The following is a 12,727-nucleotide window of genomic DNA, read 5'->3' as shown; positions in this document are numbered from 1 at the left end:
GGGCTTGATGCGGGCGCGATGATGTTAATGAGCCATTATTGCCGTTAAGCTGGTGGGCGCATTCCGGCAGGTCTACCCGCTGGTCGTGCCCATCCCCTTTGTCCAGGAGCTTCGTCTTGTCGCAAGAATCGCGTAAATCCTCCCCTGAAAACCGTCTCGACGCCATGGTTGAAGCCTTGATCGAGGCCAACAAGAAAGCCCGCCAGCATAGCCATTGCCCGCTGAACCGGATGCCCGAGTTCTTCCTGGCGACGAATGTCGCGGAGTACTTTGCGACGCACTTTATAAATTTCGGTTATCGCCTGGAAGCTTCGGTCAAGGGCACCCTGGCGGATGGGGGAGTGCCAGCCCGGGCCATCGAGCGCTTGCTGGAGGACAAGGAGCTGCGCGGCAATGGCCGCTTCGACCTGGTGTTGCGCACCGGCCGTCGTGATGTGCCGGCCCACGTCGTGGAGTTCAAGCGCGGCTCGCGTCATGGGGATTTGCTGGAGGACCTGGTGCGTCTGGCGTATGTCTGCGAAACCGTGCGCGCGGGCGCGCGGCTGGAGACCAACTACCTGGTCTTCACGACCCGGCGCAGCGAAGAAGAACTGGCGCAAATGCTCGCCAGGCAGGAGCGTGATCGCAAGAGCGTCAAGCACCTGCGCCATGGCGTCAGTTATCGCCTGGGGCGCTACCAGGTGATCGACCGCTGGATGAACACGGCATTTGAAATGACCGACAAACCCCTGGCCGTGGCGATTTTCGAAGTGCGCTTCAAGGGCTGACAGCCCGCGTCGCATTGGCGGCCGGGACTGGACGCGATGCCTGGCGCAAGCGTAGCTTCGTCTTGTCTCCCAGAGCTGCGGACCAGCCCAGGCAGGTCCGCGGCCATTTCCCAAGGAAGAATCATGGCCAGCAAGGCGCTTTCCACCAGTCAGCAGAAACACCTGGCGGTACTGATCGATGCGGACAACGCCCAGGCCGCCATCGTCGAAGGCCTGTTCGAGGAAATTGCCCGGTACGGCATCGCCAGCGTCAAGCGCATGTACGGCGACTGGACCTCTCCCCAATTGGGCAGTTGGAAGAAACTGATGCTGGAACACTCGATCCAGCCGATCCAGCAATTCGCCTATACCAAAGGCAAGAATGCCACCGACAGCTCGTTGATCATCGATGCGATGGACCTGCTGTACACCCGACGTTTCGATGGCTTCTGCCTGGTCTCCAGCGACAGTGATTTCACCCGGCTGGCGGCGCGGCTGCGCGAGGAAGGCATGACGGTGTACGGCTTTGGTGAAGAGAAGACGCCCAAGCCGTTCGTATCGGCCTGCGACAAGTTTATCTACACCGAAATCCTGCGGGCCGAGGTGGTGCACGAAGCGCCAGTGGCCAGCGATAAGGTGGCCAGCCCGGCGAGCCCTCAGGCCGGGACGGAAAAGCCCACCGCCAGCGTGACGCCCAGGCAGCCGAAAGTGCCGGTGGAATTTATCGCCAAGATTCTCGACGACATTGCCGATGAAGACGGCTGGGCCCAGCTCGGTGCACTGGGGACTAACATCAGCAAGCTGCGTTCGGATTTCGACTCGCGGCTTTATGGCCACACCAAGCTCAGTGGCCTGATCCGCAGCCAGGGCAAATGGTTTGAACTGGAAACCCGAGGCGCCACGTCCACCGGCAGTGGCGTGTTGTATGTGCGCAATAAGCATCGGCCCCATGAGTCCCAGGGGCGCTAGAGCGGATCATGGGGCGGCCATAACGACAGCGGCCCATGCTTGGGCATAGGCCGCTGTCGAGAGGCTCAAGGCATTTGCGGCAGTTCCTGTGGGCGCAGGTCGAAGATCAACACTTCAGCGTCTTCACCTGCGCTCAGGTGCAGTTCGCGCTCATCGCGCACCCGCACGCCATCGCCGGCCTGCAAGCGCAGCCCATTGACCGTCAGGTTGCCGCGCGCCAGGTGGATATAGGCGTAGCGTCCGGCATCCAGAGTGAGCGTGGCGCTTTCGCTTGCATCGAACAGACCGGCATAGACCCGCGCATCCTGGCGCACCTTCAGCGACCCCTCGGCGCCCTCCGGCGAGATGATCAACTGCAAGCGCCCGCGTTTCTGCGCCGGGCTGAAGTGTTCCTGCTGATAGCGCGGTTGGGCGCCGCCGACTTCAGGGACAATCCAGATCTGCAGGAAATGCACCGGCTCCTGGTGGCTGTGATTGAACTCGCTGTGGGCCACGCCACTGCCGGCGCTCATCAACTGAACGTCACCGGGGCGGATCACCGAACCGGTGCCCAGGGTGTCCTTGTGTTCCAGGGCACCTTCGAGCACGTAGGAGAAAATCTCCATATCGCGGTGTGGGTGCTGGCCGAATCCCTTGCCTTCGGCGACCCGGTCGTCGTTGATCACCAGCAGGTCGGAAAAGCCCTGCTGGGCCGGGTCCCAGTAGTTGGCGAACGAGAACGTATGGAACGACTTGAGCCAGCCATGATTGGCCGCGCCACGTTCCGAAGCTTTGCGAAGGGTGAGCATGGGGTCTTCTCCAATCGGGGGGAGCGTCGCCGCAATCGGCCGTGCTCCGGGGGTGAAAGAAGATTAATGGTTATCGTGGTGAACAATAAGTAGATGAATCCGGATTGTTTGTCCTTAGTGAGTTGACAATGTGCCTGGCCGGTTGCCCTGTAAGAGCGCGCGTGTTCGCGCCTACAGGGCGGTCTTCGGCATCAAGGGCTAGAAGGCAAAACAGGAGCAGCCGAACGCGCCCCAGAAGCCCTGGAAGTCACTGACCGGCACCGACGACAAACGTGCCCGCTCATGGCTATGGGCATGCACAGCACAGGCGCCGCTGCATTGATGGACCTGGGCCTGGAACGCGGATCCAGGTCGCCAGTGCCCGGGCACCTTGACCACCGGCGACCAGTCCGGCAGCACCGGCACGCTGGGCGGGGCCAGCGGTTCGAACTCGTCGGCGCCATACACTACCTTGCCACCGACGACGGTCAGCACCGCTTCGATCTGTTTGATCGCTTCTTCCTCGACACTGAAAAAGTCCGCCGACAAGGCGGCCAGGTCTGCCAGTTGCCCGACCTTGATCTGGCCTTTCTTGCCCTGCTCGCTGGAGAACCAGGCGCTGCCGTGGGTGAACAGTTCCAGGGCGGTCAGCCGGGGCAGGCCTTCGGCGTGCAACTCGAGGCCGCCGACGGTGCGGCCGCTGACCATCCAGTACAGCGCTGTCCAGGGGTTGTAGCTCGACACCCGGGTCGCATCGGTGCCGGCGCCGACCGGCACGCCTTCGGCGAGCATGCGCTGGATCGGTGGCGTTGCCTCGGCGGCCTTGGCGCCGTAGCGCTCGACAAAGTATTCGCCCTGGAAGGCCATCCGGTCCTGGATCGCGATCCCGCCGCCCAGTGCCCGGACGCGTTCGATATTGCTCGGGCTGATGGTTTCGGCATGGTCGAAAAACCAGGGCAGGCCATTGAAGGGGATGTCGCGGTTGACCTTCTCGAACACGTCGAGCATGCGCGAAATCGATTCGTCGTAGGTCGCGTGCAGGCGAAAGGGCCAGCGCTGCTCCACCAGATGGCGAACCACCGGCTCCAGCTCCTGTTCCATGGTTTGCGGCAGGTCGGGGCGCGGTTTGAGAAAGTCCTCGAAGTCGGCGGCCGAAAACACCAGCATTTCTCCGGCGCCGTTATGGCGCAGATAGTCGTCGCCCTGGTGCAGGGTGACGCTACTAGTCCAGTGCTTGAAGTCGGTCAGTTCTTCCTTGGGTTTCTGGGTGAACAGGTTGTAGGCGATGCGCACGGTCAATTGCTGATCGCGGGCCAGTTGTTCGATGACCGCGTAGTCGTCGGGATAGTTCTGGAAACCGCCCCCGGCATCGATGGCGCTGGTCAGCGCCAGGCGGTTGAGCTCGCGCATGAACTGGCGTGTGGAGTTGACCTGGTATTCCAGCGGCAGCTTCGGCCCCTTGGCCAGGGTCGCGTAGAGGATCATTGCATTGGGCCGTGCCACCAGCATGCCGGTGGGTTCGCCGTAGCGGTCGCGGACAATCTCGCCACCCGGCGGGTTGGGCGTATCGCGGGTATAACCGGCGGCTCGCAGGGCGGCCCGGTTGAGCAGCGCGCGGTCATACAGGTGCAGGACGAACACCGGGGTGTCCGGCGCCGCCTGGTTCAGTTCGGCCAGGGTCGGCATGCGCTTTTCGGCAAACTGGAATTCGTTCCAGCCGCCCACCACCCGTACCCATTGCGGGGTGGGCGTACGCTCGGCCTGCTCCTTGAGCATACGCAGGGCATCGGCCAGGGAGGGCACGCCTTCCCAGCGCAGTTCCAGGTTGTAGTTCAGGCCGCCGCGAATCAGGTGCAGGTGGGAGTCGTTGAGGCCGGGAATCACCGTGCGGCCCTTGAGGTCGATCATTTCGGTGGCGCTGCCGCGCCAGGCCATGGCCTCGGCCTCGGTGCCCACCGCGACAAACCGGCCCTGGCTGATGGCCACGGCACTGGCCTGGGGCTTTTCGCGGTCGACGGTATGGATACGGCCATTGAACAGAATCAGATCGGCGTTCATCGCAGGTTCTCCAGGGGGAGGAAGGCTCAGCCTTGGCGGCTGTCGTCGGGTTCCAGGTGGGTATGGCTACGTGAGGCCTGCAGCCAGGGCGCGAACAGGCGCGTGGCCGCCGGCATCAGCAGGTAGACCACCAACAGCACGATGGTCAGCGTGATGACAAAGGTGCTGACCAGGTAATTCGACAGCCAGGGGTGCAGTTGCAGGATCGGCTTCCAGAACAGCGGCACCAGCAGGGTCAGCGGCAGGATCACCAGCAGGGTGACCGTGGCCTGTTTCCAGCGGGCAGGCGGTGTGGCGGCGTCGGCCAACGGCGCGAACCAGAACTCGTTGAGCGGTGCGACTTCAGTCTGGTCGCCATCGGCCAGCATCGGCGCGGCTTCGTTGATCAATTCCAGGCGTTGGGACGAATCCAGCCAGCGCTGCATGGCCTGGGTTGAACTGAAGCGCAGCACGCAGGTGAATAGCGTCAGGCCGGCGTGTTTGCCGCGCACCACATCGACACCGAGATGGCCCTGCCATTGGCCAGCGATCCGCACGATTCGGCGCAGCCAGGCCTCGTAGGCGGTTTCCTGGCCGGCCTTGATCCGATGCCTGACCACGAGGGTGACGACCTCGTCCGGGGTGGTTTTCAGCGTACGGGTGGGTTCCGACATGTTGGGGTACTCCATAAAAGGCCCTGGGCGAGCTTGGGTCGTTTCGGGTCATGCAAGGGTTGAGGGCTCTCGGGTGTTCGCGAGCGAAGCCGTGCCTAAGGATGGTGGGTAAGCGGTTTCAGCTTTTTTGCAGCCAACTGAGAAAGCCGCCTTTGCGCGGCGTCGCCGGGCGGTTCAGCAAGGCATGGCTGCTTTGCTGGCGTACGGCCTGGAGCTTGTTCAGGGCCTTGCCGACGTCTGTCCGCTGGGCCATGCAGTCGCGGGTCAGGGCCTTGTCCAGCCGGTAGACGATGCATGAGGTCAGTGCGGTGAAGCGGGCCTGGGACGGGGTGTCGGCCAGGATGCTCTGTTCGCCCATCACCTCGGCGGGGCCCATGCGTCCGGCTTCGATCATGCGGTTGCCATCGGGCACGCTCACACTGACCACGCCGGTGCCGATCACCAGCAGCGTATCGGGCACTTCATTGAGATCGAGGATCACTTCGCCGGCGCTGTACTGACGCGGGCTCATGGCCTGGGCGACCTGCTCGCGCTCGGCCTTGTCGAGGGCGCGAAAAATCTTCACTTCGTCCAGCAGGCTGCGCGCCCTGGCGATGGGTTCGTTCAGCGCATCGGTGTGCCGGGAAATACCCGCGGCCTCCAGATGCCGGTGCGCCAGGTCAAAGAGCTGATTGCGCACCTGGCCCTTGCGGCCCAGTTCGGCAATAAACCCGGTGGCCACATATTCGGAAAATGCTTCGCCGGCTTCCTTGAGCAGCACCTTGGGCGCCGGTTCGAGCAGCAGGCTGTTGCTGCCCTGCAGGGCGCGCTCCAGGGCATCGAGCACGCGCTGCGGGCGAATCAGGTTGGGCACCTGGATGCTGATGGAGACGCCGTGGCGGTCATTGGGGCGGCTCAGGTTGAGCAGCTTGGCCTTGGCCGCCACCGAGTTGGGAATCACCGCAGTGCTTGCGCTGCTGGTCAGTAGATGCGTGGCACGCCAGTCGATATCCAGCACCTTGCCTTCCACGCCATCGATCACGATCCAGTCATCGACCTGGTAGGGCTTGGTGGTGTTGAGCACGATGCCGCTGAACACATCGCTCAAGGTGCTTTGCAGCGCCAGGCCGACAATGATCGCCATGGCCCCGGAAGTGGCCAGCAAGCCTTTGACCGGCAGCTCCAGCACATAGCCGGCCGCAGCGACTACAGCGATCAGGAAGACCAGGGCGCCAATCACATCTTGCAGCAGGCGCCCGCTATGGCCGATGCGCCGCATCAGGATCAGGCCGAGCAATTCGGTCAGCACCCGGGCGGCGTAGATCCACCAGATAATCGCCAGCGCGGTGGCGGCCAGTTGCAGCACGTTATTGTCCGGCCAGGACTGAGCCTGCAACGGGCTGATCCCGACATTGAAGATCAGCGCGCTGTAGACCATGAACAGCACCAGCCGCAGGCTGACCCGGGGCAGGCGTTGAGTGAAGGGCGCGAGATGCCAGAGCAGCACGTCCACCAGCAGCAGGCAGGCGCTCCAGAACAGCAACGGATGGGTCAACAGGCTCATGGCGGCTCCACAGGGGCGATGGGTTCTGGCGCGTGGTCGGCGTGATGGCCAACGGAGTACAGACTAATCAGGTGCCTGATGGGGAAAAAGCCGCTATAAAGCGTTTGACTGTCAACCGGGAAGTGACAATGAACCCCTTTGAAGATATGCGTATTTTTTGCCAGGTCATGGAATCCGGCAGCTTCACTGCGGCGGCCGACCAGATGGGCCTGTCCAAGCAATTTATCAGCCGCCGCCTGATGCAACTCGAAGAGCGCCTGGGCGTGCGTTTGCTCAACCGCTCGACCCGGCGCCTGGATGTCACGCCGCTGGGGCAGAGCTACTACGAGTCGGCGTTGCGCCTGCTCAGTGAAGTCGAGCAGGTGGAGCAGGGCATCGCCGGGCAGAACAGCGAGCCGCGCGGGACCCTGCGCCTGAGTGCGCCCCTGTCCTTTGCCCTGGCCCATCTGGGATGCCTGCTGCCGCAGTTTTTGCAGCGCTACCCCGAGGTGTCGGTGGAGGTTGACCTGAGCGACCGGCCGGTGGATCTGATCAGCGAAGGGTATGACCTGGTGCTGCGCATTGGCGTACTCGAAGACTCCAGCCTGATCGCTCGGCGTATCGCTACGATCGAGCGGGTTTACTGCGCGAGCCCCGACTATCTCGCCGGCCAGGGTGTTCCGGAAAAACCCGAAGACTTGAAAAATCACGCCTGCCTGCCCTATGGACACGGACGCCAGGTGCAGTGGCGTTTTCAGGTCAAGGGCAAGCCGCTGAATGTGCACGTAGCGGGGCGTATGCGGGCCAACAATGGCGAACTGCTCAAAGAGGTGGCGATGGCCGGGTTGGGGGTGACCTACCTGCCCACCTTTATTGTCGGTGATGCGCTGCGCGACGGGCGCTTGGTCAAGGTACTGGAAGACTTCCAGCCCGAGCCCCTGACCCTGTCGGCGGTTTATCCACAGCATCGCCAGGCATCGCGGCCGGTGCAGGCGTTGATCGAGTTTCTGCGTGAGCGGTTGGCGGACTGAAGATCAGTCGCTTTGTCGCTGTAGGAGCCGGTCCGGTCCTACAGAAACACCGTGACTGGTTTTCTCGCCAGATTCAGTGGTTTAAATGATAAGCTTGCTACCGAGTTTAAAATTAACTACCTGGTCCGTTCTTGATGTATTGGTTGAAAGATCTGCATTCGTTTCCTCCGGCAACACCCTCCTGCCAACGCGCTCCCCGTGCCCTTTCCCGGTTGATCTTCGCCACCACCCTGGCCGCGTTCCCGCTGGTGGGTGCCTATGCCGAAGACGGGTTATCACGTTCGACCCTGACCGGCGATTGGGCGGGCGCCCGCAGCCAGTTGTTGGAAGAGGGCATTAAAATCACCGGCGACTACAGCGGTGAAACCGTCTACAACGCTGACGGTGGCAAGCAGCGGGGGGCGCGTTACTCGCAGAACATTAAGCTGGGCGCGCAGTTCGACCTGGACAAACTGCTGGCGCAGCCCCACGCCGGTAAGGTCCAACTGACCATCAACGACCGCCGTGGCAATAGCGGTTCGGAGGATCTGGTCGGCAACCGCCTGCCGATCCAGGAAAACTACGGCGGCCTCTACACGCGCCTGACGGAGTTGAGCTACGCCAACACCCTGTTTACCCAGGACCTTGAGGTCAAGCTCGGCTATATGGCCATGGGCAATGATGTGGGTGTCTTGAGCAGCGGGGTCCTGTGCAACTTTATGAACGCCGGTTTTTGCGGGCATCCCTTGTCCATGTCCGGCGGCAGCGGTTGGAGCAACTATCCCAATGCTCATCTGGGGGCGCTGGCCAAGTACCGTTTCAACCCGAACCTGGCGCTACAGGTCGCAGCCTTCAAGGTCGATGCGGCCAGTAATGGCAACTCCAGCCGTGCGTGGCACATCACGCCCAAGGACACCACCGGCAATGTCCTGCCGCTGGAGCTGATTTACAACCGCTTGGGCGAACATCCGGGCGAGTACCGCGTGGGTTATTACTACGACACCTCCAATGCGCCGCGTATCGGCAGCCGTAAAGAGGTCGCGGGGCGTGAGGGTTCCTATGTGCTGATGGATCAAACGGTGTGGAAATCCACCGCTGACCCGAGCCGCACGCTGCATCTGTTCGGCCAGTTTGCCAACGCCAGTGCGGCCGCGTCGCCGTTTCGGCGCTGGTACTCGGGCGGGCTGGTCCTGAAAAAGCCGTTCGCCAGCCGTGAACACGACACGGTTGCCATCGGCTACGGCCGTGCCGTGTTCAACGCCCGCAGCCGTGCGGTGCAGGAGCAGGCCGCCCTCGACCGTGGCCGGGACTTCCCGGACCTGAGCAGTGGCGAAGGTCTCGTGGAAATGACCTACGGCGCCCAGGTGACGCCGTGGCTGGTGCTGCGGCCTTCGGTGCAATACATCCTCGAGCCGGGCGCGTTCTACGGGACCGACTTGGACAATGCACTGGTTTTCGGCCTGCAAGCGAAGATCGTGCTGTAAAACTCGCGTGTGCAAGCGCAATCGACCGACATTTTTCAAACTAACGCCTAGCCTCTAGGTGTCAGTCATGTGGAGGGGCACAAGCCCATGAGTAACGCACTGTTGAAAAGGCCCTGGATCACCTCGGTGATCGGGATATTGATCGCACTGGTCGGATTGGTGCTGGCGGGCGGCGGGGCCTACCTGGTGTCGCTGGGCGGGAGCTGGTACTACCTGGTTGCCGGGATCGCCATCGTGGTTTCCGGCCTGCTGATCTTCAAGGGCGAGCCCAAGGGCGCCTGGCTGTTTGGCCTGGTGTTTCTCGCCTCCTTCGGCTGGGCCGTGGTCGATGCCGGCCTGGAGTTCTGGCCGCTGGTTTCGCGGCTGTTCGTCCTGGCGGTCATTGCCATTGTGGTGGCACTGATCTATCCGCTGCTGCAGCGCTACAAAGGCCAGCCGAGTGGGCGTGGCGCCTACGGGGTGGCACTGGTGCTGATCATCGGTTCGGCCGTCACCTTCGCCAATATGTTCGTCAACACCCCGGTGATCAAAGCCACGGGCAAGCCGACGGTGACGCCATTGGCGGACGCTGGCCAGCCGGCCGACTGGAGCCACTGGAGTGGCAGTTCGACCAAGGGTGAGCGCTTCGCGGCGCTGGAGCAGATCAACAAGGACAACGTCAACGACCTGCAGGTGGCGTGGACCTTCCGCCATGGCGATATGCCGGTTAGCACCGGCGCCGGTGCCGAAGACCAGATCACCCCGTTGCAGGTCGGCGATACGCTGTACACCTGCAGCGCCTACGGCAAGGTCTTCGCCCTGGATGTCGACAGCGGCAAGCAGCGCTGGAGCTACGACCCCAAGGCCAGCGCACCCAGCTGGCAGCGCTGCCGGGGCCTGGCCTACTACGGCGATGCAGCCGTGCCGACCACGACCGCTGCCGCAGGCGCGGTCAACAGCCCGACGCCGCAGGGCGTGACGGTTACGGCCGTGGCCAGCCCTGAGCCGCTGCACACCGGTTCGAGCTGCAAGGGCCGGATCTTCCTGCCGACTATCGACGCGCGCCTGGTGGCACTGGACGCTGAAACCGGTACGCCGTGTGCCGATTTTGGCAATCAGGGCGTGGTCGATCTGACCGTCGATATGGGTGAAGTCAAGCCGGGCTACTACGGCCAGACCTCTACGCCGCTGGTGGCGGGCAATCTGGTGGTGGTCGGTGGCCGTGTGGCCGATGGCTGGTCCACCGGTGAGCCGCCGGGTGTGGTGCGTGCTTTCGATGTCCACACCGGCGCGCTGGTCTGGGCCTGGGACCCGGGTAACCCCGACATCACCCAACGTCCGCCAGCAGGGCAGACCTACACGCGCGGCACGCCGAATGTCTGGTCGGCCATGAGCTACGACGAGAAGCTGGGCCTGATCTACCTGCCGACCGGCAATGCCACCCCGGACTTCTGGGCGGGCTACCGCACCGAGCTGGATGATAAATACGGCTCTTCGATTGTCGCGGTCGAGGTCAAGACCGGTCGCCCGCGCTGGGTCTTCCAGACCACGCACCATGACCTGTGGGACTTCGACCTGCCGGCCCAACCACTGCTGTATGACGTTCCCGATGAAAACGGTGGGACCCAACCGGCGCTGATCCAGGTCACCAAGCAGGGCATGATCTTCATGATCAACCGGGAAACCGGCAAGGCCATTGCCGAGGTCAAGGAACTGCCGGTGCCCCAGGGTAATGTCGAGGGCGAGCGTTATTCGCCGACCCAGCCGTTCTCGGTGGGCATGCCGCAGATCGGCAATCAGCAGTTGAAAGAGTCGGATATGTGGGGCGCGACGGTCTTTGACCAGTTGCTCTGCCGCATCGAATTCGCCGGCATGCGCCATCAGGGTGTCTACACGCCACCGGGGCTGGATCGCTCGCTGCAGATGCCGGGCTCTCTGGGCGGGATGAACTGGGGCAGTGTCTCGGTCGACCCGACCACCGGCTATATGTTCGTCAACGATATGCGCCTGGGGCTGGCCAACTACCAGATCCCGCGGGACAAGATGCCCAAGAACGCCAGCGGTATCGAAATGGGCGCCGTCCCTCAGGAAGGCACGCCATTCGGGGCCATGCGCGAGCGTTTCATGTCGCCGCTGGGCGTGCCCTGCCAGAAGCCGCCCTTCGGCACCATGACCGCCATCGACCTGAAGACCCGCCAGATTGCCTGGCAGGTGCCGGTCGGTACGGTCCAGGACACCGGCCCGCTGGGGATCAAGATGCGCCTGCCGATCCCGATCGGCATGCCGACCCTGGGCCCGACCCTCGCCACCCAGTCCGGCCTGGTGTTCTTCGCCGGCGCTCAGGGTGACTACTACCTGCGCGCCTTTGATCGCGACACCGGCAAGGAGGTCTGGAAAGGCCGCCTGCCCGTGGGTAGCCAGGGCGGGCCGATGACCTTTGTCTCGCCGAAAACCGGCCGGCAGTTCATCGTGATCACGGCCGGTGGCGCACGCCAGTCGCCGGATCGTGGCGACTATGTGATCGCCTATGCCTTGCCTGAGAAGAAGTAGCGCGCGCGGTCGATAGCGGCCGGCTTTACGCAGAACGCCCGGTGCAGTGCATCGGGCGTTTTTTTATGCGGCGCAATCTCGGCCAAGGCTGGTCACCACGCGGGCTGTGGATAAGTGCCGGCCGCGCTTTGCGTCTTTCCACCGGGCAGCATTGCGTTCACTGGCTATGCTTCACGCAATGCGCCTGTCCCGTGCGCGCCGTGCTGCATAGCCAGCCCTCATATGGAAATCAGACTGATGAATGCGACCCGTGCCTTGGCCCATGCTGTTGCCCTTGTATCCATGCTATCCACGGCGAGTTTTGCGGTGCAGGCCGCCGAGATACCGATCGCGGGCAGTGCATTGGAGGGCCAGTTTGTCACGCAAGTGCTGTCCGTTGATCCGGGCAACTTTCAAGTGACCGTGGAAGGCGTCGACAAGAGCCCGGTCGTGATCCAGCTCACGGATAAGGCCAAGGCCCTGCACAACTTGAAAGTCGGCGATAAGGTCGAGATCCATGCCATTCGTTCCATCGCCTACGTCCTCGACACCGAAGTCGGTGGTGCACCCGGTATCAGTGAGGAATCCATGACGGTACGCGCCACCAAGGACAATCCCAACCCGGGTGGGGAGGGCATTCGGCGCGTCAAAGTCACCTCGAAGATCACCCATATTGATTTGAAAAAACATGAGGTGACCCTGATGCCGCCAGAAGGCCAGGTACGGGTGGTCAAAGTGGAGGACCCGGAACTTCAGGCCCGTATGCAGAAGCTCAAGGTCGGCCAGACCGTCGACGCGATTTTCACCGAGGTGCTCGAAGTCAAAACGTCGCGCTAGGGGTTTGCCAGGCACAAAAAAACCGGCTCAAGTGGCCGGTTTCTTTGGGGCTGAGTGAATCGCCCCGGATTTTCTAGACCCCTTGCAAGCCAAGGGAAAAGCGTATTGAAAAGCAGCGACACGATGAGTTGGCGCGGGTAAGGCCTGATTTTTGACCAAGCCAGCGGTTTTAA

Annotated in this window: 10 protein-coding genes; 6 read left to right on the top strand and 4 right to left on the bottom strand. The window is 62.8% G+C overall.

From position 1 onward, the window contains the following. Positions 1–116: 116 nt before the first annotated feature. Positions 117–767, top strand: a complete 651-nt coding sequence (locus tag NPS46_RS04370; RefSeq protein ID WP_274105182.1) for a hypothetical protein — start codon at positions 117–119, stop codon at positions 765–767. Positions 768–890: 123 nt separating this feature from the next. Further along, a complete protein-coding gene (locus tag NPS46_RS04365; RefSeq protein ID WP_274105181.1) occupies positions 891–1,715 on the top strand; it encodes an NYN domain-containing protein in 825 nt (274 codons plus the stop codon). A gap of 65 nt (positions 1,716–1,780) precedes the next feature. Here the strand turns inward: NPS46_RS04365 and NPS46_RS04360 are convergent, their stop codons facing one another. From NPS46_RS04360 to NPS46_RS04345, 4 genes are all read right to left on the bottom strand, one after another. After that, entirely contained in the window at positions 1,781–2,503 is a 723-nt protein-coding gene (locus NPS46_RS04360; protein ID WP_274105180.1) for a pirin family protein, read from the bottom strand. A gap of 198 nt (positions 2,504–2,701) precedes the next feature. Then, positions 2,702–4,540: an amidohydrolase gene (locus tag NPS46_RS04355; RefSeq protein WP_274105179.1), complete on the bottom strand. Its 1,839-nt coding sequence runs from the start codon at positions 4,538–4,540 to the stop codon at positions 2,702–2,704. A 26-nt stretch (positions 4,541–4,566) separates the two neighbouring features. Continuing rightward, on the bottom strand, positions 4,567–5,193 hold the full coding sequence (locus NPS46_RS04350) for an antibiotic biosynthesis monooxygenase (protein WP_274105178.1): 627 nt from the start codon (positions 5,191–5,193) through the stop codon (positions 4,567–4,569). A 118-nt stretch (positions 5,194–5,311) separates the two neighbouring features. Then, entirely contained in the window at positions 5,312–6,736 is a 1,425-nt protein-coding gene (locus NPS46_RS04345) for a mechanosensitive ion channel family protein (RefSeq protein WP_274105177.1), read from the bottom strand. Positions 6,737–6,864: 128 nt separating this feature from the next. Between NPS46_RS04345 and NPS46_RS04340 the strand changes: the two genes are divergently transcribed. From NPS46_RS04340 to NPS46_RS04325, 4 genes are all read left to right on the top strand, one after another. Next, positions 6,865–7,746: a LysR family transcriptional regulator gene (locus tag NPS46_RS04340; RefSeq protein WP_274105176.1), complete on the top strand. Its 882-nt coding sequence runs from the start codon at positions 6,865–6,867 to the stop codon at positions 7,744–7,746. 134 nt (positions 7,747–7,880) lie between these two features. After that, complete coding sequence (locus NPS46_RS04335; RefSeq protein WP_274105175.1) at positions 7,881–9,209, top strand: carbohydrate porin; 1,329 nt, start codon at positions 7,881–7,883, stop codon at positions 9,207–9,209. 87 nt (positions 9,210–9,296) lie between these two features. Next, a complete protein-coding gene (locus tag NPS46_RS04330; RefSeq protein WP_274105174.1) occupies positions 9,297–11,738 on the top strand; it encodes a glucose/quinate/shikimate family membrane-bound PQQ-dependent dehydrogenase in 2,442 nt (813 codons plus the stop codon). 237 nt (positions 11,739–11,975) lie between these two features. Then, positions 11,976–12,554: a hypothetical protein gene (locus NPS46_RS04325; protein WP_274105173.1), complete on the top strand. Its 579-nt coding sequence runs from the start codon at positions 11,976–11,978 to the stop codon at positions 12,552–12,554. Positions 12,555–12,727 lie beyond the last annotated feature (173 nt).

This window comes from Pseudomonas putida (assembly GCF_028682395.1).
Lineage (GTDB): Bacteria > Pseudomonadota > Gammaproteobacteria > Pseudomonadales > Pseudomonadaceae > Aquipseudomonas > Aquipseudomonas putida_AB.
Note: the sequence above shows the minus strand (reverse complement) of the source record. Positions and strands in the feature narration are given on the sequence as shown.